Genomic DNA, 25399 nt, shown 5'->3' on the forward strand with positions numbered 1-25399 from the left:
ATTGGTAAGTTGATTGAGACCAGAGAAGTGAGTGCTTCTGACATGCCAATTCAAACTTTAGGAGAAAGATATCCATCAGGAGTTTACAACATAGTGGTAACCCAAGAGGAGAATGTAAAATCTTTAAGAATGATTAAGCGATAAAATCAGTATAGTCAAAATAAAAAACCCCGTCCGAAAGGATGGGGTTTTTGTTTTATAAAAAAAAGCTCTCTTTACATAGAGCTCCTTTTTGTATTATTTATTTCTTAGTTGATTTGTTTTCTATATTTCTTGAAAGAATAAAAGGCTAATAGCAAACCCATAACAACTAATAAAAAAAGTTTTGTATTTATTGGAGCTCCAGGTGGATCGTTATCTTCCAAATCTCCATCTCCATCATCATTACCAGGACCGCCTTGAGCAAAAGCCACAAAATCTGCAAAAAGCAAAAAGGCTAACAAGTATATTTTCGATAAGTCTTTCATAGTCATTTTATTTCAGGCGGTAAATATAGCAATCATTTTTAAATTTAAAAAAATTTATCATGTAAATTTCAGGTTATCAATCAAATTCAGAGGTAAAGAATAATTTTACATTCGGAAATTTGCTTTGTGTCATTTGAATGGTAAATTCCGAATCAGCTAAGAAAACCAATTGGCCGTATTTATCATGGGCCAAGAATTTTTGCTTGATGCGTTTGAACTCTTTAAACTCTTCACTTTTTGGGTCATTGGGTTTTACCCAACAGGCTTTGTGAACCGGAAAGTTTTCATAACTGCATTTGGCGCCATACTCATGTTCCAAACGGTATTGGATTACTTCATACTGTAACGCTCCAACGGTACCAATCACTTTTCTGTTGTTCATTTCCAAAGTAAATAACTGGGCCACTCCTTCGTCCATTAATTGGTCCACACCTTTGTCTAATTGTTTTGCTTTAAGCGGATCGGCATTGTTGATATAGCGGAAATGTTCCGGAGAAAAACTCGGAATTCCTTTAAAACTCATTAATTCTCCTTCGGTTAAAGTATCGCCGATTTTGAAATTTCCGGTATCGTGTAAACCAACGATGTCACCCGGATAAGAAATGTCTACAATCTCTTTTTTCTCCGCAAAAAAGGCATTCGGACTTGAAAATTTCAAATTTTTGTTCAAACGAACATGCGTGTAGGGTTTGTTTCTTTCAAAAGTTCCCGAAACAATTTTAACGAAAGCCAAACGGTCACGGTGTTTGGGATCCATATTGGCATGAATTTTAAAGACAAAGCCGGTCATTTTTTCTTCCTCAGGATGTACCAGTCTGGTTTCCGATTCTTTAGGTCTGGGCGTGGGAGCTATTTCTACAAAGCAATCTAACAGTTCACGTACCCCGAAATTGTTCAAAGCCGAGCCAAAAAATACCGGTTGTAAGTCACCATTCAGATAAGCTTCGCGATCAAAAGCCGGATAAACCTCTGAAATCAATTCTAATTCGTCTCTAAGCTTAACTGCCGGTTTTTCACCAATTATTTTCTCTAATTCCGGACTGTTGATGTCGGAAAACGCTATAGTATCTTCGATGTTTTTTCGACTGTCACCACTAAAAAGATTGATGTTTTGCTCCCAAATATTGTAAATTCCCTGAAAGTCATATCCCATTCCAATAGGGAAACTCAAAGGAGTGACACTGAGTTTTAACTTTTGCTCTACTTCATCCATCAAATCAAAAGCATCTTTTCCTTCTCGGTCTAATTTGTTGATAAAAACAATCATCGGAATGTTTCTCATTCTACAAACCTCTACCAATTTCTCAGTTTGTTCCTCAACCCCTTTGGCTACATCGATTACTACAATCACACTGTCTACAGCTGTTAAGGTTCTGAAAGTATCTTCAGCAAAATCTTTGTGTCCTGGTGTGTCTAAGATATTGATTTTTTTATCCTGATAGTTAAAGGCCAAGACCGAAGTCGCCACCGAAATCCCTCTTTGGCGTTCAATTTCCATGAAATCGGAAGTAGCTCCTTTTTTAATTTTATTATTTTTTACGGCTCCGGCCTCCTGTATTGCGCCACCAAAAAGTAATAGCTTTTCTGTAAGGGTTGTTTTTCCGGCATCGGGATGCGAGATAATCCCGAAGGTTCTGCGTCTTTGTATTTCTTTTAAAAAACTCATGAATTTTTTTGATAAATGGTCTGCAAAAATACTATTATTTACTCACAATTCGAGCAGCTAATGTCAAGCAGTTTTTTTGTTGTCGAAATAAGCTTGAAATTCTGTTAATAAAATTTTGTTAATAGTAAGTGCTATGCTTGTATAATATGTTTGAATTGTTACTTTTGTTGATTGTTACCTTGTTAAGCCAAAGTGGTTTTAAGAGGTTAAAAAAACTAAGAATTTAATTCTGATTTTACACTTTAGAAATTAAAAGCAATATGAATATAAAACCGTTTTTTTTAGGTTTGTTCTTTTTGATGGCAACAGCCGGTTTTGGACAAGCCAATACAAAAGAAGTTTTGTTTACCATAAACAATAAATCATACTACACTGATGAGTTTGCGAGGGTTTATAAGAAAAACTTAGACTTAGTGAAGGACGAATCACAAAAAGATTTAAACCAATATTTAGAGCTTTTTATCGGATACAAATTAAAAGTTAACAAGGCCTATAAATTGGGTTTGCAGGATAACACTAAATACCAATCCGAGTTAAAGTCCTATCGCAATCAATTGGCTAAAAACTATTTCAACGATACAAAAATTACTCAGGAATTAATCGAAGAAGCTTATAATCGCCTTCAAAAAGAAATCAGAGCCTCTCATATTTTGATTTTAGTGGAAGAAAATGCCGCTCCGGAAGATACGTTAAAAGCCTATCAAAAAATAGAAGATATAGCTAAAAGAGCTCAAGCCGGTGAGGATTTTGCCAATTTAGCGGCTCAGTATTCTGAAGATCCTTCAGCCAAAGAAAACAAAGGCGATTTGGGGTATTTTACAGCCTTTAGAATGGTCTATGCTTTTGAAAACGCTGCTTACAATACCGCCAAAGACAAAGTGTCCAAAATTATCAGAACCCGTTTTGGATACCACATTGTTAAAGTTGATGACGTCAGACCAAATAGAGGCGAAGTAACAGTGGCGCACATCATGATTCTGAAAGCCAAACCTGAAGATGCCGATCAGAACCAACCGGAGAAAACCATCAACGAAATTTACCAAAAAATCCAACAAGGAGAAAAATTTGACGAATTAGCCAAACAATTTTCTGAAGACAAATCGTCCTCTCCAAAAGGTGGTATTTTGAATAAATTCGGTTCCGGGCAATTGAGTTCTGAAGCGTTTGAAGAAGTCGCTTTTTCCTTGGCTAAACCAAACGATATCTCAAAACCTTTTCAATCCGAATTTGGTTGGCACATCGTTAAATTAATCGAAAAACATCCGGTACGAACCCTGTCCGAAATGAAAATGGAGCTCGAGAATAAAATCGGAAAGGATGATCGTTCCAAAAAAATAACCGCTTCTCTCAACGAAAAACTCAGAAAAAAATACACTTACAAAAGAGATTCAAAAGTATACGCCCAACTTTCCAAATGGATTACAGCGGATTTCTATGAGTCAAAATGGACACAGCCGGAAGCTGCCAATGATTTCAAAGGAATATTGCTGACCATCAATACCAAACCAATAGAAGGTAAGAAGTTCTTGGAATTTGTAGACAAACAACAAAAAGCCGGAATCAAAATAAAACCGTTAACCGCATTAACCGAAACATTGTACAATAAGTTTTTAGACGAACAGTTAACCGCTTTTTATGATGAAAATCTGGAAACGGAATTCTCCGATTTTGCCAATGTAATGGAAGAATACCGAGATGGTTTGTTGTTGTTTGATTTGATGGAAAAAGAAATTTGGGAACGTGCCAAAACAGACTCTGTTGGGTTGCAAAATTTTTACAACTCTACTAAATTCAATCACATGTGGAAGAATAGGGTAGAAGCTACTATTTTGTCTTCCACCAAAATGGAATCGATTAAACAAGCATTGGCTTTATTGAAAAAGAATGCCGATCCGCAAACTATCAAAGAAAAACTGAATGTAGACAATGTAGTCAACATCATGGCCAACAGCGGAAAATTTGAAGAAGGCAACAGCGCCTTGCCCAAAGGAACCAAATTTGAAATCGGAATTTCCGATATATTCAAAGAAGGCGAATATTATTTCGTTGTAAAAGTGGATAAAGTCATTCCGGAAGGTGTTAAAACATTAGACGAATGCAGAGGTAAAATAGTAAACGAATACCAACAATATTTAGAACAAAGATGGGTAGATGATTTGAAAAGTGAATTCAATGTAAAAGTCAATCAAGAGGTCTTTGAGCGTGTCAAAAAACAGTTAAATCCTTAAATGATCAGGAATAGTTTTTTTTTGCTGCTGCTGTGGTTGTGTGTTTCGTGCAATTTTTTCCAACCCGAACAAAAACCGGAGTCTATTGCCAGAGTCGGGAAAAGCTATTTGTATAAAAGTGATATTGCTACCTTGGTTCCGGCAGGAACTTCAAAAGCTGACAGTATACTTTTGGTAAGGGATTTTATCAACAGATGGGCTAGCCAAAAACTGCTTATTGAAGCAGCGGAACGCAATTTAAGCGATAAGAAAAAAAAGGATTACAACGCTTTAATCAAACAGTATAAAATTGATTTGTATACTAAAGCCTATATCGAAGAAGTGGTGAAAAACACCGTGGACACTTTAGTAACAGAAGAAGAATTAAAAAAATATTACGAGGAGAATAAAGAGAATTTTAAAACCAACAGTACTTTAGTTCGCTTGCGGTTTATCAATTTGACCAAAGACAATCCGCGTTTTGCCACCATAAGAAACAAGTTCTTTAATTACAGTAAAAAAGACAAGAAGTTTTGGGATACTTATGCGTTGCAGTTCAAAAGTTTCGCCTTGAATGATTCGGTTTGGGTGGATATGAGTCAGGTATATTACAAACTGCCTGTCATCAATCCCGACAATAGAGAAGATATCATTCGGCCGGGAAAAAAAGCCGAAATACAATCGAATGAAGATGTGTATTTGATTAAAATAACCAATGTGATTGATAAAAATCAGATTTCACCATTTGAATACATCAAACCTACATTAAAGGAAGTAATCCTAAACAAAAGAAAATTAGAATTAATAAAGCAGTTTGAAAAAGAAATTACCGATGATGCCATTAAAAACAACGATTATGAAGTATATAAATAACCAACTAACAATAGCCTTTGTTGCACTTATGTGTTTTGTTGGTAGCGTCAATGCCCAAGAAATTATCAAAGACAGTGTTAAAACAAAACCACAGTTCAATTCTTCCAAAAAATTAAAAGTTGACGGGATTATTGCAACCGTTGGGGATTATTTGGTTTTGGATTCGGATGTTGATAAAGCCTATTTAGAATTGGCCAGTCAAGGTCAATCCACCAAAGATATCAGCCGTTGTCAAATGTTGGGAAGTTTGTTGGAAGACAAACTTTATGCACACCAAGCCGTTCAAGATAGTATAGTGGTGAAAGATGAAGAAGTGAAAGAAAAAATGAGCGAACAAATTGGCTATATGGTGGAACAATTAGGTTCAATGGACAAAGTGATTCAATATTTCAAAAAAGACAATGAAGAAGATTTCAGAAATGATTTATTCGACATCATCAAAACCAATAAACTGTCCGGAGAAATGAGAAGAAAAATTGTAGATGCGGTTGAAATCACACCCGAAGAAACAAGAACTTTTTTCAAATCGATTCCTCAAGAGGAATTGCCGGTTTTCGGAGCCGAAATGGAGGTTGCCCAAATTGTAATTGTCCCGAAAATAACAGAGGAAGAAAAACAAAGAGTAGTCAAACGACTCAAAGAAATCAAGGATGAAGTGTTGTCCGGGTCAAGCTTTAAAACCAGAGCGGTAATTTATTCCGATGACCGCGGTTCAGCAGCGAACGGTGGATTTTATAAAATCAACCGAAAAACCCAATTTGTAAAAGAATTCAAAGACGTTGCGTTTAGTTTGGGCGAAGGTGAAATTTCCGAACCCTTCGAAACTGAATACGGTTACCACATCATTATGGTAGAAAAAATCAAAGGACAAGAAGTAGAATTGCGTCACATCTTAATGATGCCTAAAGTGTCTGACCAAGCCCTGAAAGACGCACGCGAAAAAATCCTAACCATCAAATCCCGTATCGAAAAAGGGGAAATTTCCTTTGCAGAAGCAGCTCGTACATTATCGGATGAAAAAGAAACCAGAGCCAACGGCGGTACTTTAATCAATCCGAAAACACAAGATACGCGTTTCGAATTGACCAAAATGGATCCAACCTTATACAGCGAAGTGTCTAATTTAAAAGATGGAGCCATTACTGCCCCTATTTTAGATGATGATCCCAGAACCGGTAAAAAATACAAAATCATCACGGTTACCAACCGAATCAATGAGCACACAGCAGATTATGCCAAAGACTATATCAAGATTAAAGATTTGGCACTCAAAGAAAAACAAATCAAAGCCATTGGAAAATGGACCGATGAAAAAATCAAAGAAACTTACATTAAAATTAATGGGGAATACAGAGATTGTTTATTCATCAACAATTGGTTAAAAAAATAGTTTTTAAAATGTAACTTGTACATCTTAAATCTAATATTAAAATCTTAAATCTAATATCAAATGTCTGACGTTGCTGCCATTCAAAGTTTAGTTCAAAAACGATTAGAACTTAAAAAAGAAATTGCCAAGATAATTGTGGGTCAAGACGAAGTAGTCGACCAAATTTTACTGAGTATTTTTTCCGGCGGACACGCCTTGCTGGTAGGTGTTCCCGGTTTGGCTAAAACTTTAATGGTCAATACCATTGCTCAAGCTTTGGGATTAGATTTTAAGCGAATACAGTTCACTCCCGATTTGATGCCTTCCGATATTTTAGGAAGTGAAATTTTAGACGAAAACCGTCAGTTCAAGTTTATCAAAGGACCGATTTTTGCCAACATCATTCTGGCCGATGAGATCAACAGGACACCACCAAAAACCCAAGCCGCTTTATTAGAGGCGATGCAGGAACGCTCGGTAACCATTGCCGGTCAGAACTACAAACTGTCGTTACCCTATTTTGTATTGGCTACCCAAAACCCAATTGAGCAAGAAGGAACTTATCCGTTGCCCGAAGCGCAGTTAGACCGTTTTATGTTCGCCATCAAACTTGATTATCCTTCCTATGAGGAAGAAGTTCAGGTGGTAAAAAGTACAACCAATGATGATAAACCTATTATAAATCCATTGTTTACTGCTCAGGAAATTATCGATTTTCAACACTTAATTCGACGCGTTCCGGTAGCTGATAATGTAATAGAATATGCCGTCACTTTAGTAGGCAAAACCCGTCCTAAAAGCCACTTGGCCTCGGAATATGTAAACAATTATTTGGATTGGGGTGCCGGACCGAGGGCTTCTCAGAACTTAATTTTGGCTGCCAAAGCCAATGCTGCTTTTAATGGTAAATTTTCACCGGATATTGAAGATGTAAAAGCAGTGGCCACCGGCATTTTACGCCACAGAATCATCAAAAACTACAAAGCCGACGCAGAGGGAATTACTGAGGAAGTGATTATCGGTAAGCTACTGCAATAAATTCTTCTTTTCTTCGTTAGTTATCTCTAAAACGATAGCTTATGAAAAAGTATGTTTTATTGTTGCCAGAGTTTATACTTTTGTGTGTTACCGCTTATTGGTTTATTGATAATTTTACCATTCAAAATCATTTTAACCCTTATGCTTTTGGAGTGTTTGTCGTACTCTTACTCCAAGTTTTTTTTCAAAATAAGTTTGTCGGTTTTTTATTGGCTACCTTAATTTCGTTGTTTTCAATGTATATGGTTTTAGCTGTAATTTCTGAGTTCAATGATTTTCCAACGGCTTCTGCAGAAGCATTTCAATTGTTGAGTTTCGGTTTATTGCTCTGCTTTTTAGGGTTTAGTTCTGCTATTGCTTTGTTTTATAAATTGCTCCCCAAAATTTTTTAATTCTTTCCGGTTGATATTGCCTATTTTAGTGCTTTAATAAATGGGGAAATGTTGACTAATAAAGACTCTTCAAGAATCTTCGGTCTCGATCTTATGCGAGCCATCGCCATTCTCATGGTGGTGTTTGGGCACTGTGTTTGGGTTGTGCCCGAGCGTGACAATTTTTTGTACCAACTTTTAGCGCCCTCCGGCTTTTTCGGAGTAGAGATTTTCTTTGTACTGAGCGGATTTCTAATTGGCAAAATTTTATACCAATTATACCTGAATTCCGATTTTTCTCTTACTACTGTTCTCCATTTTTTGAAACGAAGATGGTACCGAACGCTGCCCAACTACTTTTTGGTTTTGGTACTTAATCTGGCTATAGCCTCTTTTGTCGGCTATGCTGCTTTATCATGGTGGAAATATTTCTTTTTTCTCCAAAATTTACACTCAACTATGTTGCCTTTCTTCCCCGAATCTTGGAGTCTATCGGTAGAAGAGTTTGCCTATATCTTATTGCCCTTTTTTATATTAATGGTAGGTTTTCTTTTTAAGCCTATTCACAAAGCACGTTTTTTTCTGTCTATCGTATTGGTTTTGATTGCGGTTTTCTTGTGTACTAAATTGTACTATCATTTTAATGATGCTGCTACCAATATTACCCAATGGAATCTATCACTCAAAGCCGTTGTAATTTATCGTTTGGACAGTATTTTTATCGGAGTTTTGTGCAGTTGGATTTATTTCAATTTTAAGTCACCATGGGAAAAATACAAAGTGCTGATTATGGGAATTGGTATGGCGCTTTTCTTCTTTCAATTTTTCATCATTGGTTATTTGGGATGGGTTTTCGAAACGAATCCCTTACTTTGGAATGTTTTTTATTTGCCGCTGTTGTCGGTTGCTGTTGCTTGTTTTTTGCCTTTTCTCTCCGAATGGAAAAGCAGAGGATTATTAATAGAAAAACCAATTGTTTTAGTCAGCAAGGTATCTTATTCTATGTATTTATTGCATTACAGTATCGTTTTGTTATTGATGAAGCAATACATTCCGTTTGATGCTCAAGATGCTTTTGAAGTCAATATTTTTATCCTCGGTTATTTCACAATTACCTTAGTTTTGAGTTATTTACTTTATCGTTTCTATGAATTGCCACTGATGAATTTAAGGGATAAAAATTAATAATTGCCATTTTTTGACTTTTAAAATACGTTATTGATAAAAAACTATAGTCAAAAATTACTATTCTTTAAAACAGTCGTTTTGAGTAACTTATTTTTACAAAAACTTTTCAGAAGTATAACGTTTTCGTAAATTTGCGAGGCAAACAAATTAACCAAATTGATTATGGCTTTTGATATTGAAATGATTGAAAAAGTGTACGCTACTATGGCTGCTCGTGTGGACAAAGCACGTGAGTTAGTTGGTCGTCCGCTTACCTTATCTGAAAAGATTTTATATTCGCATTTATGGGAAGGGATGCCTTCTCAGTCTTTTACCCGTGGGAAAGATTATGTCGATTTTGCACCGGACAGGGTTGCTTGTCAAGATGCTACGGCCCAAATGGCTTTGTTGCAGTTTATGCACGCCGGAAAAAGTAAAGTTGCTGTTCCGACTACGGTTCACTGTGACCACTTAATTCAAGCTAAAGTTGGCGCTAAAACCGATTTGGCTGTTGCCAATACACAATCCAAAGAGGTATTCGACTTTTTGTCTTCAGTATCAAACAAATACGGAATCGGGTTTTGGAAACCGGGTTCAGGAATTATCCACCAAATTGTTTTAGAAAATTATGCTTTCCCGGGCGGAATGATGATCGGTACCGATTCCCATACGGTTAATGCCGGAGGTTTGGGTATGTTGGCCATTGGTGTTGGTGGTGCCGATGCCGTAGACGTAATGTCGGGCATGTCATGGGAATTGAAATTTCCAAAACTAATCGGAGTTAAATTGACCGGAAAATTAAACGGTTGGACTGCGCCTAAAGATGTTATCTTAAAAGTAGCCGATATCCTTACCGTAAAAGGCGGAACCGGCGCTATCGTAGAATATTTCGGCGAAGGAGCTACTAATATGTCTTGTACCGGAAAAGGAACCATTTGTAATATGGGTGCCGAAATCGGAGCGACAACATCAACTTTCGGTTACGATGATTCTATGAGAAGATATTTAGCTGCTACCGGTCGTCAAGACGTAGTAAATGCTGCCGACAAAGTAGCCTCTTACCTAACCGCTGATGCCGAAGTATATGCTAATCCTGCCGATTATTTTGATCAATTAATCGAAATCAATTTATCAGAATTAGAACCACATATCAACGGACCTTTCACACCGGATAGAGGAACTCCTGTGTCTAAAATGAAAGAGGAAGCTACCGCTAACGGTTGGCCTTTAAAAGTAGAATGGGGATTAATCGGTTCTTGTACCAACTCTTCATACGAAGATATGGCTCGTGCAGCTTCTATCGTTGAACAAGCCGTAGCTCACGGCATTACGCCAAAAGCTGAATTCGGTATCAACCCGGGTTCAGAGCAAATCAGATATACCATCGAAAGAGACGGAATCATCGCCACTTTCGAGAAAATGGGAACCAAAGTATTTACTAATGCGTGCGGACCTTGTATCGGACAATGGGACAGAACCGGTGCCGACAAAGGTGAAAAAAATACTATCGTTCACTCTTTCAACAGAAACTTCTCAAAACGTGCTGACGGTAACCCGAATACTCACGCTTTTGTAACGTCACCGGAAATGGTAGCGGCTTTAGCAATCTCGGGCGATTTATCGTTTAACCCAATTACCGATACTTTGTTGAATGATAAAGGCGAAGCAGTAAAATTAAATCCGCCAACCGGAGACGAATTGCCAACAAGAGGTTTTGATGTGGAAGATGCCGGTTTCCAAGCACCGGCTGCTGATGGTTCATCAGTTCAGGTAGCTGTTTCACCAACATCAGACAGACTACAGCTTTTAGCTCCGTTCGAAGCTTGGGACGGTAAAAATATTGCAGGCGCCAAATTGTTAATCAAAGCTTTCGGAAAATGTACTACCGATCATATTTCTATGGCCGGACCATGGTTGCGTTTCCGCGGACATTTGGATAATATTTCCAACAATATGTTGATTGGAGCCATCAATGCTTTCAATCAAGAAGCCAATAAAGTGAAAAACCAATTAACCGGTACTTACGATGCTGTGCCTGCGGTGCAAAGAGCATACAAAGCTGCCGGAGTGCCTTCTATTGTTGTGGGTGACCATAATTACGGGGAAGGTTCATCTCGTGAACACGCGGCGATGGAGCCACGTTTCTTAGGGGTAAAAGCGGTATTGGTAAAATCTTTTGCCCGTATCCATGAAACCAATTTGAAAAAACAAGGAATGTTAGCGTTGACTTTTGCTAATGAAGCCGATTACGATAAAATTCAAGAAGATGACACTATCAATTTCTTAGATTTAACCGAATTTGCTCCGGGCAAACCGTTGACTTTAGAGTTTGTTCACGCCGACGGTTCTAAAGACACCATTTTGGCGAATCATACCTACAACGAAAGTCAGATTGGCTGGTTTGTAGCCGGTTCTGCCTTGAACTTAATTGCGGCCGGAAAAGCCTAAGTAGAATCAAGCAGTTATAAAAAAAGCTCAACTTAATGTTGAGCTTTTTTTTATATTTTCTTTTTATAAATCTCTTTGTGTCCGGAACACCAAAGTACACTTTCGTAATAAAAATCTACCGTGGTTAAGTTGTCTTTTTTTCGGATAACACATTTGCCGGTAACATCTGCTTCAGAGCCAAATACGGTTATCATTTTGTTATGCTCTAATTTACGATCCAAATACAACTCATAAATTTTAGTGGCAATTTCTTGGCGAATGGTCATTTTTGAATTGAAGGTGCTGATGATAACTGTTCCGTTTTTGTTGCGTGCCACATACTCCATTCCATTGTGACCGTAACTGTAGGTAGTTACTTTTGGTTCCTCATTAGAGAACGCAAAACAAGTCAAAATCGACAAGCTTAAAATTATTTTTTTCATAATAGGTTAAAGGGCGTTGTTTTGGAAGGCGAAAAATAGTAATTATTTTTCTAAAACCTAATGTTATTAACAATTTATATCTTCTGTAACAAAAAAATCCCGTCTTACCCTACCGGACAAACGAGATTTTTTAAGGAATTAATGCTCAACTATTAATAATAAGTATAGCGTCTTACTTTAGCAATGTATTTGGCCAAACGAATAACTTGGTGGCTGTAACCGTATTCGTTGTCGTACCAAACATAAAGCACTATGTTTTTTCCGTCACCGGAAACTATCGTGGCATTACTGTCAAAAATAGAAGGTGCAGAAGTGCCAACTATATCAGAGGAAACCAATTCGTTATTCAAAGAATATTTAATTTGTTCAACCAACTCGCCTTCTAAAGCATATTTTCTCATGATGCTGTTTACTTCTTCAAGAGAAGTTTCTTTGCCAACTTCAAGGTTAAGCACTACGAGAGAGCCATTTGGAACCGGAACTCTAATAGCATTCGAGGTTAATTTTCCGGCTAAACTTGGTAATGCTTTGGCTACAGCGCTACCGGCTCCGGTTTCGGTAATGACCATGTTTAAGGCTGCGGCACGACCACGACGGTATTTTTTATGCATGTTGTCAACCAAATTTTGGTCGTTGGTATAAGCGTGAATGGTTTCCAAATGCCCTTTAACAACTCCTAAAGTTTCTTCAACTGCAGCTAAAATTGGGGTAATAGCATTGGTGGTACAAGAAGCGGCTGAATAAATATTTACTTCATCCGGATTGTAATCATTATGGTTTACTCCATAAACAATATTTGGCACTCCTTTGCCCGGAGCGGTAAGTAATACCTTGTCCACTCCTTTAGAAGTTAAGTGGCGTTTTAAGGCTTCTTCTGTAGTAAAAGCTCCGGTATTGTCAATTACCAAGGCGTCGTTGATACCGTATTTTGTATAATCTATTTCTTCCGGACCGGCAGCTGTAATGATATGCACCGTTGTTCCGTTAATGATTAAGGCATTGTTTTCTACATCGGCTTGCACAGAACCTTCAAAGTCTCCGTGAACCGAGTCATAACGCAACAACGAAGCTCTTTTTTCTAAAGAAGAAGCATCGTTGCGGTCACGAGTAACAATAGCGCGCAAACGCAATTGTTGTCCTTTCCCTATTTTGCTCATCATTTCACGAGCCAACAAACGACCGATGCGGCCAAAACCATACAAAACCACATCTTTAGGTTGGATGTTTTTAGAGTTTTTGGCGTTTTTCAATTTGTCAATCACAAAAGCACGAGCATCGTGGTATTTGTTGTCTTCTAAATGATATTCATAAGTTAGTTTTCCGATATCGATACGAGAAGGCGGTAAATCTAAATTCAAAATCGCTCTGGCAATTTCCACCGAATCAAAAACATTGATAGGCTTTTGTACAAACTCTCCGGCGTATTCGTGTAAATTGATGATGTCGCTTACGTTTCGATCGATTAATTGGTTTCTGAAAAGAACTAATTCGATAGACTTATCATACCATAAATCGCTGATGATTTTGATGAATTCTACACCGGCCTTTCGCCTGTCGGCTTGGAACGATAATTCCTTCTCATACAAAGTGTTGCTGCTCATAAAAGAAAAGTGTTTAGTTGTGTTGAAATTTAAATTTTGCGCAAAAGTATAAAATAGTAGTCTTTTACGAAAACGATTTCGTGACTTTTTTATCATAAAAAAAACCAACCTAAGGTAAGGCTGGTTTTTTCGAAAAATAAGTAAGATGATTTTGTTTTTAGAGGATAATTTGTATCACTTGTCCCATTCGGTTGATCATTTGGATGCTTACACTTTGATTTTCATCTTTATTGTTCAAGAATTTTGAAATCGTTTCCAAATCCGTAGCTTTTACATTGTCAAACGAGAGTATGATGTTGCCTTTGAGTTGATTGTAATAAGGTCTTAAATTATCGTTGTTGATTTCTTTAATGCGAACGCCATAGTCAATTCTGAACTTTTTCTTATCGGCATTATCAATATTTTCTAATTCTAAACCTTTGAATTCGGTGATAAAGAGATCATTTTTGATTAATGTTACCCATGCCGTTTTGGTCTCTTCGTCACGAACATAAGTCACTTGAACTTTATCATTTGGTCTTTTAGTATTAATGTATCCGGTCAATTCAGAAAACGAACTGATTTTTTGATTGTCTAATTTTTTGATAATATCACCTTGGCGCAATCCTGCTTTCTCGGCTCCTGAGTTTTTGGTTACCTTATTGATGTAAAACCCTTCGGTGTCTTTGATGCCTAATTCGTTAGACGCTTTGCTGTTTAATTCATTGCCTTCCACGCCTAAAACACCTCTTTGAACACCGCCAAACTCCATGATGTCTTCTATAATTTTTCGAGTGATGTTAGAAGGAACTGCAAAGGAGTAACCGGTGTAACTTCCGGTTGGCGATGAAATCATAGTGTTGATGCCTATCAGTTCTCCACGGGTATTAACCAATGCACCGCCACTGTTTCCGGGATTTACCGCGGCATCAGTTTGGATAAAAGATTGTAAGCCGTTACGGTTGTCTAAATTTCTGGCTTTGGCTGAAACAATTCCGGCTGTAACAGTAGAATTTAAGTTGTATGGATTACCAACAGCCAATACCCATTCGCCCACTTTTACTTCATCTGAATCGGCAAATGTCGAATACGGTAATTTTTCATCGGCCTCAATTTTAAGCAAGGCGATGTCCATTTTAGAATCGGTTCCGATCAATTTGGCTTTGTACGATTTGTTGTTGTTTAAAGTCACTTCCAATTCGGTTGCCTCTTTAATCACGTGATTGTTGGTTACTATATAACCGTCTTCGGAAATGATAACGCCCGAACCGGTACCAATTTGTTCCTGCTGTTGACCACCGCGATGTCCGTAGAAATACTCCAAAATCGGATTAGAAACGGTTCTGATGGAAACATTTTTAACGTGCACTACACTATGAACAGCTACTTCAGCGGCTTCGGTAAAATCAACAGCTTCTCCCGATATCCCAACATTTCTTGCGTTAGAACCGATAGCCGTTGTAACAATACTTTCTCTTTCATTTTGATCAAAGAATAACTTGTAAGCGCCTAAAGTAGTTGCGCCGCTCAATAAAGAAACTAAAAATAAACTCGATACTCTTCTCATCGTTTTGTTGCTTTTTGAATTATGAATAGTAAATTTAAAAAGTTTCAATTTTGCAGTCAATACTCTTTAACGGTCGTTTAACATTTTTTAAGTCAATCTTAAATTTTGCTATATTTGTGACACTTATCACCGCTATGAAAATCAATTTTAACAAATACGAAGGAACCGGAAACGACTTTGTCATGATTGACAATCGCGATGGATTATTTCCCAAAAAAGATGTCGTACTTATAGAAAAGTTGTGCAATCGTCGTTTTGGTATTGGGGCTGACGGACTTATTTTGTTGGAGCAAAATACCGAAGCGGATTTTCGTATGGTATACTACAATTCCGATGGCAACGAAAGTTCGATGTGCGGCAACGGCGGTCGATGTTTGGTCGCTTTTGCTCAAAGTTTACAAGTCATCCAAAACGAAACTAATTTTACAGCAACTGATGGCCCGCACCATGCGGTTGTGTTTGAAAACGGAATTGTCTCACTGGGAATGAAAGAAGTTGAAGAAGTACACCTAAAAGAAGATTATGTTTTTCTTAATACCGGTTCACCGCATCATGTTACTTTGATTGATGATTTGAAGAATCTTGATGTCAAAACAGTTGGGGCTAAAATTCGGTATTCAGATTTGTACGGAAAGCCGGGCAGCAACGTTAATTTTGTGAAGCAACTTTCAGAAGATCATTTTGCCCTTAGAACTTATGAGCGTGGTGTAGAAGATGAGACGCTGTCTTGCGGCACCGGAGCTACTGCGGTAGCCATTGCGATGCACGCTACCGGAAGAACCGATTCCCATCATATTTATCTGGAGGTACAAGGCGGAAAATTAGAAGTTTCTTTTACCAAAGAAGGAAATAAATATACTAATGTTTATCTTAAAGGTCCGGCTACATTTGTTTATAGTGGCACCATCGAAATCTAAGTCAAATGATTACACTCAAAGGACCTAAAATTTACCTGCGTGCGCTCGAACCCGAAGATTTGGAGTTTGTGTATGCCATAGAAAATAATGAGTCAATCTGGGAAGTCAGTAATACCCAAACACCTTACAGCAGGTTTCTCATTCGTCAATATTTAGAAAACGCCCATCAGGATATTTATGAAGCCAAGCAATTGCGTTTGGCCATTTGTAAAAATGAATCGTCTGAAGCAATTGGTTTGATTGACTTATTCGATTTTGATCCTAAGAACAAACGCGCCGGTGTGGGAATTATTATCCAAGACGAAACGGACAGGCATTCCGGTTACGGTAAAGAAGCCTTGGGATTGGTGATTGATTATACCTTTCAACAGTTACAATTGCACCAATTGTATGCCAATATCGGTTCCGAAAATTCGGCGAGTTTGTCGCTTTTTGCTACCTTTGGTTTTCAAAAAATAGGGGTGAAGAAAGATTGGAATTTTACCAGAAATCGCTTTCACGATGAAATCCTATATCAGTTAATAAAAAAATAAACTTAAACAGTCTCGGTTTTGAACAAAAGTAAAATCTTTAAAATTACAGCGGTCGTTGGTCTATTAATCGTTTTGTTGGTGTATATCAAATTCTTTACTTCCAATACTAATTTTGACAAAGAAGAAATATATGTGGAAATCCCAACCGGTTCCAATTATGATGAGGTGCAAAGTATCATTTCGCCTTTTATTAAAAACATATCCGATTTTGAGTTTATCGCCTCACTTCGATCTTATCCCGACAATGTAAAACCGGGAAGATTTTTGTTAAAAAAGGGAATGAGCGCTTTTCAATTGGTTAGCGCTATGCGAAGAAATGTACCGGTAAAGTTGGCCTTCAACAATCAGGAAAGATTGGAAAATTTGTGTGAGCGAATCAGTTCGCAAATTGAGCCCGATACTACTAAATTATTGGCAACATTTCGCGATAGCATTTTTTTACAAAAGAATGGTTTTACCACAGAGACAGTTTTTGCGATGTTTTTACCAAATACATATGAATTCTACTGGAATGTTTCTCCGGAAAAATTTAGAGATAAAATGTTGGAAGAATACCATAGGTTTTGGACCAAAGAGCGAATCGCTAAAGCGACCGAGTTGAACATGACACCGGTACAAGTCATTACTTTGGCTTCGATAGTTCATAAAGAAACGGTGAAAAAGAGCGAGCGACCAACAGTAGCCGGAGTATATTTGAATCGCTTAAAAGACGGAATGAAACTGCAAGCTGATCCAACTGTAATTTATGCTTTGAAGTTGCGTGATAAAAATTTCGATCAAGTAATAAAGCGTGTTTTGTATAATGATTTGTTCATCGCTTCTCCATACAATACATACCAAAACGAAGGATTACCTCCGGGGCCAATCGCCATGCCCGATATCGATGCGATTGATGCGGTTTTGAATGCGGAAAAGCACAATTATTTGTACTTCTGTGCCAGCGTTGAACGTTTTGGTTACCATGAGTTTGCCGCAACTATGGCGCAGCATGATGTTAATGCCAAAAAATACGCCGATTGGTTGAATGCTCAAGGAACAAAGCGATAATTCTTGAAACACAAGGGTTACATACTATTTTTCTTTTGTTGCTCAACACTACTTTGTGCACAAAAAGGAATCCATCATTTTTTAAAACCTTCGGATACACTTAACAAAGCGCGTTTAAAAACGGTTGTGATGACTGAGGCAACTTTAGGAGCCGCTGCTTTGATAGGTTTAAATGAAGTTTGGTATGCCGATTACCCAAAATCAGATTTTCATTTTATTAATGACAATGCCGAATGGTTGCAAATGGACAAGGTCGGACACGTTTTTTCGGCTTATCATTTAGGGAGTTTCGGAGCCAATGCGATGAAATGGACCGGAGCCAATCAGAAATCTCAATTACTTTATGGTGCTACTTTAGGTTTGGCTTTTCTAACTACCGTTGAAGTTTTCGATGGTTATTCGGCCAATTGGGGTGCGTCGCTCGGAGATGTTGTGGCTAATGTTTCGGGTACAGCTATGTATGTTTCTCAAGAATTGCTTTGGAAAGAACAGCGAATTGTTCCTAAATTTTCTTTTCATACCACGCCATATGCAGCCGCTCGGCCGGAAGTTTTGGGCAGTTCACTTCAAGAACAGATTCTGAAAGATTACAACGGACAAACCTATTGGTTGTCGTTCAACATTCATTCTTTTGCCAAAAAAAGTAAAGTGCCGAAATGGTTGAATGTAGCCGTTGGTTATGGTGCTGAAGGTATGATAACCGGTGAAGAGGCTTTAGTCAATACTATTTTTCTTCCGGAAAGTAAAAGATACCGACAATTTTACCTTAGTCTAGACCTTGATTTGACAAAAATAGAAACCAAATCGCATTTTGTTAAGACAATTTTAACAGTTTTCAATACTATCAAAATTCCGGCTCCAACGTTTGAAATCAGGGGTTCAGGCGGAACAAAATGGCATTTTGTCTACTTTTAGAGTAGTTTAACTTGTTGATATTCAATTTTATAAAATTAGTTGTATATTTGCAGCCGGTAATTTCATGTCGGTGACAGCGCTTGAGAAATAACAATTAATGATCAAAAAAGGAATTTTTTACTCAACTATCCTACTAACAGTAGCTTTTATAAGCTCAGGTTTTAAACCTTACAATGCCCAAGTCAACTTCAGTTTTGGTGTTGATGAAAACGAAGAACTTCAATACGTTTTTCCTTCTCAAAACAACATAGATTATATTAATCTGAAAGTCCCGTATACCGGAAGGTATTTTATTGGCTACAAAGAAGCCATTGCACACAAAGAATCTCAAGGTAAATACCGAAAAATCAATACTCTTGGTTATTTAGGAAAATACCAGTTTGGCGTGGTAACTTTGAAATCGATAGGAATTCATGACAGTTTGGGCTTTTTAAACAATCCGAGATTACAAGAAAAAGCATTTGTCACTTTACTATCCAAGAATAAATACGAGTTAAGAGATTACATTCGTTATTTTGAAGGTAAAGTAGTTGACGGTGTTAAAATTACTGAATCCGGAATTTTAGCTGCCGCTCATTTAGGCGGAACAGGTTCAGTTAAGCGTTTCCTGAATTCAAACGGAAAACGCAAGATGAAAGATGAGTACGGTACCTCAGTGCGAACTTACCTCAGAGATTTTGGAGGGTTTGATACCAAAGGAATTCAAGCGATTAAAAACGCTAAAGTCAATTAAATTTACATCTTGTGAATGATAAAAATAGTAGGTCGGTTGTGTAAATCGACCTTTGTTTTTTTCCAATCTGCCACTCGTAATGTCTTGATGTATTCTGTAGGCAAAGTAATATCGGTCGCTATACAAAGATGTGTGTTGGGTTGCAAAGCCGAAAGTATGTCCTCTAAAAGTTTATTGTTTCTATAAGGTGTTTCTATGAAAATTTGAGACTGGTGTTTGTCGCTCGATATTTTTTCAAAGTTTTTCAGCGCCGATTTTTTATCACTCTTGTCAATGGGCAAATAGCCGTTAAAAGCAAAACTTTGTCCGTTCATACCTGAAGCCATCATGGCCAAAAGGATAGAAGAAGGACCAACTAACGGAACTACTTGAATTCCTTTTTCGTGCGCTAATTTTACAATAACAGCACCGGGATCGGCTACACCGGGACAGCCGGCTTCACTCATCAACCCAATGTTAAAGCCATTCAAACAAGGTTTAATCATGGTATTGTGCTCAGTTACTTCGGTGTGTTTGTTGAGTAATGAAATTTGTAAGTTGTCTTGTACTTTTTGAGCATTCACTGATTTAATGAACCTTCTCGCTGTTTTTTCGTTTTCCACTATGTAATGGTCAATGAAATCAATGGCTCTTTTAACAGTTTTCGGCAAAACATCCATTGGATCACTTTCGCCCAAAGTAGTTGGAATCAAATACAGTTTTCCTTTTGGACTATCCATTGTCGTTTCAGTGTAAAATTGGTGATTTTTATGGGTGGTTTTCTATCAGCTTTTGGGCTAAAATAGTACAGGTTTCGTCGAGCATATCATATACCATATCAAAACCGTTTTGCAAACCGTAGTAAGGATCAGGTACATCTACATTTTCTCCGGGGAAAAGATGGTTTAGTATCATGGCTACTTTGGCTTTTTGGGCATCATTTTTAGCTAAATCAATAACATTATCATAGTTACTACTGTCCATGACATAAATATAATCAAACTCATCAAAATCTTTAGAAGAAAACTGTCTGGCTTTTTGATTAGTAATATCAATACCATTTTTTTGAGCTACCAAAATTGATCTTTGATCGGGTTGTCGACCAATATGATAGTTTCCGGTTCCGGCAGAATCAACGATGAATTTGTCCTGAGGTAATTTAGCGGCAAGAATCCCTTCCGCCAATGGAGATCGGCAGATGTTTCCCAAGCAAACCATTAAAACTTTAACAGGCATAATTTTTTTTCTAAGCTGCAAACTTAGTTAAAAACCAAATTAAAGAGATAATTTTTTGTGAATATCTTCTACAAATTTTTTGAATTGTTTGTCGGTAGAAACTAGGTTGTCAACAGTTTTACAGGCGTGTAAAACGGTAGCGTGGTCTCTGTCTCCAATTTGAGAGCCGATGTTGGCTAAAGAAGATTTAGTAAATTTCTTAGCAAAGAACATTGCCAACTGACGGGCTTGAACTACGTGGCGCTTTCTGGTTTTAGATTGTAAAGTATCTACATCTAATTGGAAATAATCAGAAACTACTTTTTGGATGTAATCGATGGAAATTTCACGTTTTACATTTTTCACGAATTTTTCCACTACACTTTTGGCCAAATCCAAAGTCACTTCTTTTTTATTGAAAGAAGATTGAGCGATTAAAGAAATGATAGCACCTTCTAATTCTCTTACGTTAGACTTGATGTTTCTCGCTACGTATTCTACAATATCTTCCGGCATATCGACACCATCGCGGTAAAGAATATTTTTTAAGATAGAGATACGCGTTTCGTAATCAGGTTGGTGTAATTCGGCAGACAATCCCCATTTGAAGCGCGATAGTAAGCGTTGCTCGATATCTTGCATATCAACCGGAGCTTTATCGGATGTTAGGATTACCTGTTTGCCATTTTGGTGTAAGTAATTAAAGATGTGGAAGAAAACATCCTGTGTTCCTGATTTTCCGGAAAGGAATTGAACATCATCAATAATTAAGACATCAATTAATTGGTAAAAGTGAATAAAGTCGTTTCGATTGTTTTTCTTAACCGAATCAATATATTGTTGGGTAAATACTTCAGCAGATATGTAAAGGACTGTTTTCTCAGGATATTTATCTTTAATTTCAACTCCAATAGCATGGGCTAAGTGGGTTTTTCCTAATCCAACACCACCAAAAATCAACAACGGATTAAATGATGTTCCGCCCGGTTTATTAGCCACGGCCATACCGGCAGAGCGTGCCAAACGATTAGAATCTCCTTCAAGGAAATTGTCAAAACTATAATTAGGATTAAGCTGAGATTCGATTTTTAAATTTCTGATGCCCGGAATTACAAAAGGATTTTTCAGCTCTGGATTCAAGTTTTTGAACGGAGCATCAACCTCTTGTGATTTTATCGGACTGCGGTGCGCACTTGGCAATTGTTCCGTAAACGGTTGTTTATTGCCATAAGTGTTTTCCATTTTGATTTTATACAGTAACTTTGCGTTTTTTCCGAGTTCTTTGGTTAACGCAACTTTCAATAATTTAACGTAATGTTCTTCTAACCATTCGTAGAAAAATTTGCTGGGTACTTGAATGTACAAAGCATTGTCTGTTAGCTCAACTGACTTAATCGGTTCGAACCAAGTTTTGAAAGCTTGTTCCTGAATGTTGTCTTTTATGAATTCAAGACAGTTTTCCCATACCGATTGCGCAGTTTTGCTCATATTTGGTTTAAAATTATTGTAATTATTGTTAGGTTTTTTAACAAAAATGATGGTAGAAACCATCGTGTTTTTCGGGATAACAAATATGTGAATAAAATTCTTTAAAAAAAATTTAAACGGTATTGATTTTTTAAAAATATTGTCGTAAAGAGTTTTGGAAAAATAGATTAAAAGCAAAAAAAGCAGATGAAAGAACATCAAATTCAAGTAAGGGTTCGTTACTCAGAAACCGACCAAATGAGTGTAGTTTATCACGGAAATTATGTGCCTTATTTTGAGATGGGACGCGTGGAATGGCTTAGAAATAAAGGGATTTCGTATAAATCGCTCGAAGAGAGCGGCATTGCACTTCCTATAGTTTCCATGACTATAAATTACAAAAAACCAGCGCGTTATGACGACTTACTTACAGTGATAACCAAGTTTAAAAGTCAATCCTCAGTGAAGATTGAATTTGATTGCGAAATTCGCAATGAAAATGATGAGTTATTAACAACTGCGCATTTTGTATTGGTTTTTGTGGATGTAAATTTGGGAAAAGCCATCCCGCCGCCACAATACATTTTGGATGTTATGAACAGTTAAATTTTTTGAATCTCAATTTTAAACAAATGATTAAAAATGTCGAAGATTTTTTCGGCATTTTTTTTTCGCGTGGCTATTTCAATTTGACAACTTTCGGTCATCTTTTGAGACACTATGGTTAAGTTGTTTTCTTTGATGACTCGCATTACTTTATTCATGTTCTTATAATCAAATGAAACCAAGTAGTGTATGTCGATTGTTTTTTCAATAATTTCCGCTTCTTGTAAGGCCATTTGTGCTGCCGTTCTATAGGCCGAAATTAAACCACTAACACCTAATTTAATCCCGCCAAAATAGCGAACAACAACAATCAAAACTTCAGTCAAGTCAAACGACTGTATTTGTCCGTAAATAGGCATGCCTGCAGAATTACTGGGTTCGCCGTCGTCATTGGCCCTGTAATATACTTTTTCTGTACCGAGTTGAAAAGCATAGCAAAAGTGTACAGCACCGGAATGTTGTTTGCGCAATTGCTCTAAATGCTGTTTGATTTCCTCTTCTGTGGTTACCGGATAGGCATAACCGAAAAATTTACTGTTTTTTTCTTTGTAAAGTATTTCCGGTGAAGGGGAAGCTATTGTATTGTAGGTGTCTTTCAATGAAATTTAATCCCAATATGGGGAACTAATGATATTGTTAAAAAGGCAAATGTTTTTGGTCAAACAAATTCACTACATCTTCAGCGCCTACTTTTAGGTTCCATACATGTAAACCCAAGCTTTCAGCCACATCGGTATTGTCTTTTTTGTCGTCTATAAAAAGAGTTCTTTTAGGCGATAAGTCGTGTTTGTGCAAAATGGTTGTAAAAATTTCCGGTTGTGGTTTTCGCATGCCCATTTCATAAGAATAATATACTTTTTCAAAACAACGGTAAAAATCGGTGTAAAATGACATGCCGACTTTATGTTCAAAACGACTGATGTGAATAGAATCGGTATTGGTTAACAAAAACAAGCGGTATTTGTTGGAAAGCATCTGTAAGAATTCCAATCTATGCAAGGGAAAGTCGCCAATTAACGAATTCCATGCCTTGATAATTTCTTCTATAGATGCGTTTGGAATGAATTTTTGAAAACTCTGAATAAATTCTAGTTCACTGATTTTACCTTTTTCAAATAAATCGTTTTGGGCAATTAATTCTTCGTTGGGACCATCCAAGCCTAACTTTTTGAACTCTTCAATAGATTTCTCTTTCTCTAAATCGATAAAAATATCGCCAAAATCAAAAATGATAGTGTTAATCATGGTTCAAAATTATAGTTAGTTGGTCGGTTTTTATATTTGTTGTCTTCCCGATGCGATGCAATCGAGGTGCCGAAATGCCTTCTCCCAAGATTTTATCGCCTACAAAAATCCTAGCTTCATCCCAAAGTTGGTCATCTATAAACGTTTGAAGTGTTTGTCTTCCTCCTTCAATGATGATGGATTGCAGTCCCATTTGGTAAACAACAGTTGCTATTTTTTGCGATAGCTGATTATCAAATGTAATAATTTCCCTTGTAACATTATCGCCAAAAGCCAAATTTTCTTGCTCGGTAAGTAGAATGGTTTTCGAATTTCCGTCATTTACAAAATAGGATTGATCAATTTTTCCGTGGCGATCCAAAACTATTCTAACCGGATTTTTTCCGGTCCAATTGCGTACATCCAATTGGGGATTATCGTCTAAAACCGTTTGCGTTCCTACCAATATAGCTTGTTCTTCAGCTCGCCATTTATGCACTAATTGTCGCGAATATTCGTTAGAAATCCACACCGGTTCTTTTTTGTCTTTTACCAAAGGCGCAATAAAACCGTCACTACTTTCAGCCCATTTTAGTATAATATAAGGTCTCTTTTTATTGTGAAAAGTAAAAAAACGTTTGTTCAATTCGTAACACTCTTTTTCTAAAACACCTACGATAACCTCACAACCGTTCTCCCGTAATCGCTCAATACCTGTTCCGGATACTTTGCTGAAAGGATCAATCGTGCCAATAACAACTTTAGGGATTTTATGCGCTATAATTAAGTCGCAGCATGGCGGTGTTTTTCCGAAATGACTACAGGGTTCTAATGAAACATAAATGGTGGCTTCAGCTAACAAAGATTTATTTTTAACCGAATGAATAGCATGTACTTCAGCATGCGGTTCGCCCGCTTTGCAGTGCCATCCTTCTCCAATGATTTTGCCGTTGTGTACTATTACGCTGCCTACCATCGGGTTAGGATAGGTGCTTCCCAAACCGTTTTTGGCCAACTGTATACAGCGCGATAGGTATTTTTCATGTATCTTCACCACACAAAAATAAGACATTACTTTTAGAATGAGTCACATTATAATTCGTGAAATCCAAAAGCAAGATAATCCGCAAATTGCCGCAGTAATCCGTGAGGTTTTTACGGTAGATAACTTTCCTAAAACCGGAACTGCTTTTGCAGACGTTCAACTCGATTTTATGTTTGAAGCTTACGATAAACCGAGAGCTGTTTATTTTGTAGTTGAAACCCAAGGCAGAATTATAGGTGGCGGTGGCATAAGTCAGCTGGAAAACTCAGAAGCCAATATCTGCGAGTTGCAAAAAATGTATTTTCTTAACGAAGCCAGAGGAAAAGGAATTGGTTTTCAATTGATTCAGAAGTGTTTGGAAAAAGCAATTGCTTTCGGTTATGAGAAATGTTATTTGGAAACTTTGCCCGAGATGAAAGCCGCCCAACATTTATACCTGAAATCGGGTTTTGATTACCTTTGCGAGCCTTTAGGAAATACCGGTCATACTACTTGTCCGGTTTGGATGATTACAGACTTAAACATCAAAAAATAAATTCCAAA

25 protein-coding genes are annotated in these 25399 nt (G+C 37.2%); 14 read left to right on the forward strand and 11 right to left on the reverse strand.

Going from position 1 to position 25399, the window contains the following annotated elements; translation table 11 throughout:
- Window positions 1–248: 248 nt before the first annotated feature.
- Both ACIQ32_RS03595 and ACIQ32_RS03600 read right to left on the reverse strand, forming a co-directional pair.
- Entirely contained in the window at window positions 249–467 is a 219-nt protein-coding gene (locus ACIQ32_RS03595; RefSeq protein ID WP_396194315.1) for a hypothetical protein, read from the reverse strand.
- A 76-nt stretch (window positions 468–543) separates the two neighbouring features.
- Window positions 544–2133, reverse strand: a complete 1590-nt coding sequence (locus ACIQ32_RS03600; protein ID WP_396194316.1) for a peptide chain release factor 3 — start codon at window positions 2131–2133, stop codon at window positions 544–546.
- 260 nt (window positions 2134–2393) lie between these two features.
- Between ACIQ32_RS03600 and ACIQ32_RS03605 the strand changes: the two genes are divergently transcribed.
- The 7 genes from ACIQ32_RS03605 (at window position 2394) to ACIQ32_RS03635 (ending at window position 11606) form a co-directional block, all read left to right on the forward strand.
- On the forward strand, window positions 2394–4361 hold the full coding sequence (locus ACIQ32_RS03605) for a peptidylprolyl isomerase (RefSeq protein WP_396194318.1): 1968 nt from the start codon (window positions 2394–2396) through the stop codon (window positions 4359–4361).
- Window positions 4362–5213 (forward strand): hypothetical protein, encoded by an 852-nt coding sequence (locus ACIQ32_RS03610; RefSeq protein WP_396194319.1) that lies wholly within the window; start codon window positions 4362–4364, stop codon window positions 5211–5213.
- Window positions 5176–6603, forward strand: coding sequence for a peptidylprolyl isomerase (locus tag ACIQ32_RS03615; protein ID WP_396194344.1), 1428 nt, complete (start codon window positions 5176–5178; stop codon window positions 6601–6603). Before ACIQ32_RS03610 ends, ACIQ32_RS03615 begins: the two co-directional genes overlap by 38 nt.
- Before the next feature lie 60 nt (window positions 6604–6663).
- Window positions 6664–7620, forward strand: a complete 957-nt coding sequence (locus ACIQ32_RS03620; RefSeq protein WP_396194320.1) for an AAA family ATPase — start codon at window positions 6664–6666, stop codon at window positions 7618–7620.
- 41 nt (window positions 7621–7661) lie between these two features.
- Window positions 7662–8012 (forward strand): hypothetical protein, encoded by a 351-nt coding sequence (locus tag ACIQ32_RS03625; protein WP_396194321.1) that lies wholly within the window; start codon window positions 7662–7664, stop codon window positions 8010–8012.
- A 48-nt stretch (window positions 8013–8060) separates the two neighbouring features.
- Window positions 8061–9176: an acyltransferase family protein gene (locus ACIQ32_RS03630; RefSeq protein ID WP_396194322.1), complete on the forward strand. Its 1116-nt coding sequence runs from the start codon at window positions 8061–8063 to the stop codon at window positions 9174–9176.
- A gap of 165 nt (window positions 9177–9341) precedes the next feature.
- Complete coding sequence (locus tag ACIQ32_RS03635; RefSeq protein WP_396194323.1) at window positions 9342–11606, forward strand: aconitate hydratase; 2265 nt, start codon at window positions 9342–9344, stop codon at window positions 11604–11606.
- 50 nt (window positions 11607–11656) lie between these two features.
- On the opposite strand, the gene ACIQ32_RS03640 is transcribed toward ACIQ32_RS03635, so the two are convergent.
- The 3 genes from ACIQ32_RS03640 to ACIQ32_RS03650 all read right to left on the reverse strand — a co-directional run bounded on the left by ACIQ32_RS03640 (window position 11657) and on the right by ACIQ32_RS03650 (window position 15175).
- Entirely contained in the window at window positions 11657–12028 is a 372-nt protein-coding gene (locus ACIQ32_RS03640) for a hypothetical protein (protein WP_396194324.1), read from the reverse strand.
- A 152-nt stretch (window positions 12029–12180) separates the two neighbouring features.
- Window positions 12181–13629 (reverse strand): glyceraldehyde-3-phosphate dehydrogenase, encoded by a 1449-nt coding sequence (locus ACIQ32_RS03645; RefSeq protein ID WP_396194325.1) that lies wholly within the window; start codon window positions 13627–13629, stop codon window positions 12181–12183.
- 157 nt (window positions 13630–13786) lie between these two features.
- On the reverse strand, window positions 13787–15175 hold the full coding sequence (locus ACIQ32_RS03650; protein ID WP_396194326.1) for a trypsin-like peptidase domain-containing protein: 1389 nt from the start codon (window positions 15173–15175) through the stop codon (window positions 13787–13789).
- A 134-nt stretch (window positions 15176–15309) separates the two neighbouring features.
- On the opposite strand from ACIQ32_RS03650, the gene dapF reads away from it, so the two are divergent.
- The 5 genes from dapF to ACIQ32_RS03675 all read left to right on the forward strand — a co-directional run bounded on the left by dapF (window position 15310) and on the right by ACIQ32_RS03675 (window position 19320).
- On the forward strand, window positions 15310–16092 hold the full coding sequence (dapF, locus tag ACIQ32_RS03655; protein WP_396194327.1) for a diaminopimelate epimerase: 783 nt from the start codon (window positions 15310–15312) through the stop codon (window positions 16090–16092).
- 5 nt (window positions 16093–16097) lie between these two features.
- Window positions 16098–16625, forward strand: coding sequence for a GNAT family N-acetyltransferase (locus tag ACIQ32_RS03660; protein ID WP_396194328.1), 528 nt, complete (start codon window positions 16098–16100; stop codon window positions 16623–16625).
- A gap of 18 nt (window positions 16626–16643) precedes the next feature.
- Window positions 16644–17672 (forward strand): endolytic transglycosylase MltG, encoded by a 1029-nt coding sequence (gene mltG, locus ACIQ32_RS03665; RefSeq protein WP_396194329.1) that lies wholly within the window; start codon window positions 16644–16646, stop codon window positions 17670–17672.
- Between the two features lie 129 nt (window positions 17673–17801).
- Window positions 17802–18587 (forward strand): DUF2279 domain-containing protein, encoded by a 786-nt coding sequence (locus ACIQ32_RS03670; RefSeq protein ID WP_396194330.1) that lies wholly within the window; start codon window positions 17802–17804, stop codon window positions 18585–18587.
- Window positions 18588–18684: 97 nt separating this feature from the next.
- Window positions 18685–19320 (forward strand): peptidoglycan-binding protein LysM, encoded by a 636-nt coding sequence (locus tag ACIQ32_RS03675; protein WP_396194331.1) that lies wholly within the window; start codon window positions 18685–18687, stop codon window positions 19318–19320.
- Between the two features lie 2 nt (window positions 19321–19322).
- Here ACIQ32_RS03675 and ACIQ32_RS03680 read toward each other — a convergent pair whose 3' ends face one another.
- Genes ACIQ32_RS03680 through dnaA form a run of 3 tightly spaced genes read right to left on the reverse strand, consistent with a single transcriptional unit; the run spans window position 19323 to window position 22002 of the window.
- The gene (locus ACIQ32_RS03680; RefSeq protein ID WP_396194332.1) at window positions 19323–20039 is read right to left on the reverse strand and encodes an SAM-dependent methyltransferase; all 717 of its coding nucleotides are present in this window, start codon (window positions 20037–20039) and stop codon (window positions 19323–19325) included.
- Window positions 20040–20067: 28 nt separating this feature from the next.
- Complete coding sequence (locus tag ACIQ32_RS03685) at window positions 20068–20535, reverse strand: low molecular weight protein-tyrosine-phosphatase (RefSeq protein WP_396194333.1); 468 nt, start codon at window positions 20533–20535, stop codon at window positions 20068–20070.
- Window positions 20536–20574: 39 nt separating this feature from the next.
- Window positions 20575–22002: a chromosomal replication initiator protein DnaA gene (gene dnaA / locus ACIQ32_RS03690; protein WP_396194334.1), complete on the reverse strand. Its 1428-nt coding sequence runs from the start codon at window positions 22000–22002 to the stop codon at window positions 20575–20577.
- Window positions 22003–22188: 186 nt separating this feature from the next.
- Here dnaA and ACIQ32_RS03695 point away from each other — a divergent pair, with 186 nt between their 5' ends.
- Window positions 22189–22587, forward strand: coding sequence for an acyl-CoA thioesterase (locus ACIQ32_RS03695; protein ID WP_396194335.1), 399 nt, complete (start codon window positions 22189–22191; stop codon window positions 22585–22587).
- On the opposite strand, the gene ACIQ32_RS03700 is transcribed toward ACIQ32_RS03695, so the two are convergent.
- The 3 genes from ACIQ32_RS03700 to ribD are packed head-to-tail and all read right to left on the reverse strand — an operon-like array spanning window position 22584 to window position 24865.
- Entirely contained in the window at window positions 22584–23192 is a 609-nt protein-coding gene (locus ACIQ32_RS03700) for an IMPACT family protein (protein WP_396194345.1), read from the reverse strand. The genes ACIQ32_RS03695 and ACIQ32_RS03700 overlap by 4 nt on opposite strands.
- Before the next feature lie 31 nt (window positions 23193–23223).
- The gene (locus tag ACIQ32_RS03705) at window positions 23224–23832 is read right to left on the reverse strand and encodes an HAD family hydrolase (RefSeq protein WP_396194336.1); all 609 of its coding nucleotides are present in this window, start codon (window positions 23830–23832) and stop codon (window positions 23224–23226) included.
- Window positions 23825–24865, reverse strand: coding sequence for a bifunctional diaminohydroxyphosphoribosylaminopyrimidine deaminase/5-amino-6-(5-phosphoribosylamino)uracil reductase RibD (gene ribD / locus ACIQ32_RS03710; protein ID WP_396194346.1), 1041 nt, complete (start codon window positions 24863–24865; stop codon window positions 23825–23827). Before ribD ends, ACIQ32_RS03705 begins: the two co-directional genes overlap by 8 nt.
- A 28-nt stretch (window positions 24866–24893) precedes the next feature.
- Here ribD and ACIQ32_RS03715 point away from each other — a divergent pair, with 28 nt between their 5' ends.
- On the forward strand, window positions 24894–25391 hold the full coding sequence (locus ACIQ32_RS03715) for a GNAT family N-acetyltransferase (protein WP_396194337.1): 498 nt from the start codon (window positions 24894–24896) through the stop codon (window positions 25389–25391).
- The last annotated feature ends 8 nt before the right edge of the window (window positions 25392–25399 follow it).

Origin of the sequence: Flavobacterium sp., from assembly GCF_044373165.1 — a bacterium.
Taxonomy (GTDB): domain Bacteria; phylum Bacteroidota; class Bacteroidia; order Flavobacteriales; family Flavobacteriaceae; genus Flavobacterium.

Coding starts and splice junctions, on each gene's coding strand:
- ACIQ32_RS03625 (WP_396194321.1), top strand. CDS start 7,662: ATGAAAAAGTATGTTTTATTGTTGCCAGAGTTTATACTTTTGTGTGTT.
- ACIQ32_RS03595 (WP_396194315.1), bottom strand. CDS start 467: ATGAAAGACTTATCGAAAATATACTTGTTAGCCTTTTTGCTTTTTGCA.
- ACIQ32_RS03695 (WP_396194335.1), top strand. CDS start 22,189: ATGAAAGAACATCAAATTCAAGTAAGGGTTCGTTACTCAGAAACCGAC.
- ACIQ32_RS03705 (WP_396194336.1), bottom strand. CDS start 23,832: ATGATTAACACTATCATTTTTGATTTTGGCGATATTTTTATCGATTTA.
- dnaA (WP_396194334.1), bottom strand. CDS start 22,002: ATGAGCAAAACTGCGCAATCGGTATGGGAAAACTGTCTTGAATTCATA.
- dapF (WP_396194327.1), top strand. CDS start 15,310: ATGAAAATCAATTTTAACAAATACGAAGGAACCGGAAACGACTTTGTC.
- ACIQ32_RS03685 (WP_396194333.1), bottom strand. CDS start 20,535: ATGCCTGTTAAAGTTTTAATGGTTTGCTTGGGAAACATCTGCCGATCT.
- ACIQ32_RS03680 (WP_396194332.1), bottom strand. CDS start 20,039: ATGGATAGTCCAAAAGGAAAACTGTATTTGATTCCAACTACTTTGGGC.
- ACIQ32_RS03620 (WP_396194320.1), top strand. CDS start 6,664: ATGTCTGACGTTGCTGCCATTCAAAGTTTAGTTCAAAAACGATTAGAA.
- ACIQ32_RS03670 (WP_396194330.1), top strand. CDS start 17,802: ATGACTGAGGCAACTTTAGGAGCCGCTGCTTTGATAGGTTTAAATGAA.
- ACIQ32_RS03630 (WP_396194322.1), top strand. CDS start 8,061: ATGTTGACTAATAAAGACTCTTCAAGAATCTTCGGTCTCGATCTTATG.
- ACIQ32_RS03640 (WP_396194324.1), bottom strand. CDS start 12,028: ATGAAAAAAATAATTTTAAGCTTGTCGATTTTGACTTGTTTTGCGTTC.
- ACIQ32_RS03715 (WP_396194337.1), top strand. CDS start 24,894: ATGAGTCACATTATAATTCGTGAAATCCAAAAGCAAGATAATCCGCAA.
- ACIQ32_RS03645 (WP_396194325.1), bottom strand. CDS start 13,629: ATGAGCAGCAACACTTTGTATGAGAAGGAATTATCGTTCCAAGCCGAC.
- ACIQ32_RS03615 (WP_396194344.1), top strand. CDS start 5,176: ATGCCATTAAAAACAACGATTATGAAGTATATAAATAACCAACTAACA.
- ACIQ32_RS03610 (WP_396194319.1), top strand. CDS start 4,362: ATGATCAGGAATAGTTTTTTTTTGCTGCTGCTGTGGTTGTGTGTTTCG.
- ACIQ32_RS03605 (WP_396194318.1), top strand. CDS start 2,394: ATGAATATAAAACCGTTTTTTTTAGGTTTGTTCTTTTTGATGGCAACA.
- ACIQ32_RS03635 (WP_396194323.1), top strand. CDS start 9,342: ATGGCTTTTGATATTGAAATGATTGAAAAAGTGTACGCTACTATGGCT.
- ACIQ32_RS03660 (WP_396194328.1), top strand. CDS start 16,098: ATGATTACACTCAAAGGACCTAAAATTTACCTGCGTGCGCTCGAACCC.
- ACIQ32_RS03650 (WP_396194326.1), bottom strand. CDS start 15,175: ATGAGAAGAGTATCGAGTTTATTTTTAGTTTCTTTATTGAGCGGCGCA.
- ACIQ32_RS03600 (WP_396194316.1), bottom strand. CDS start 2,133: ATGAGTTTTTTAAAAGAAATACAAAGACGCAGAACCTTCGGGATTATC.
- ACIQ32_RS03675 (WP_396194331.1), top strand. CDS start 18,685: ATGATCAAAAAAGGAATTTTTTACTCAACTATCCTACTAACAGTAGCT.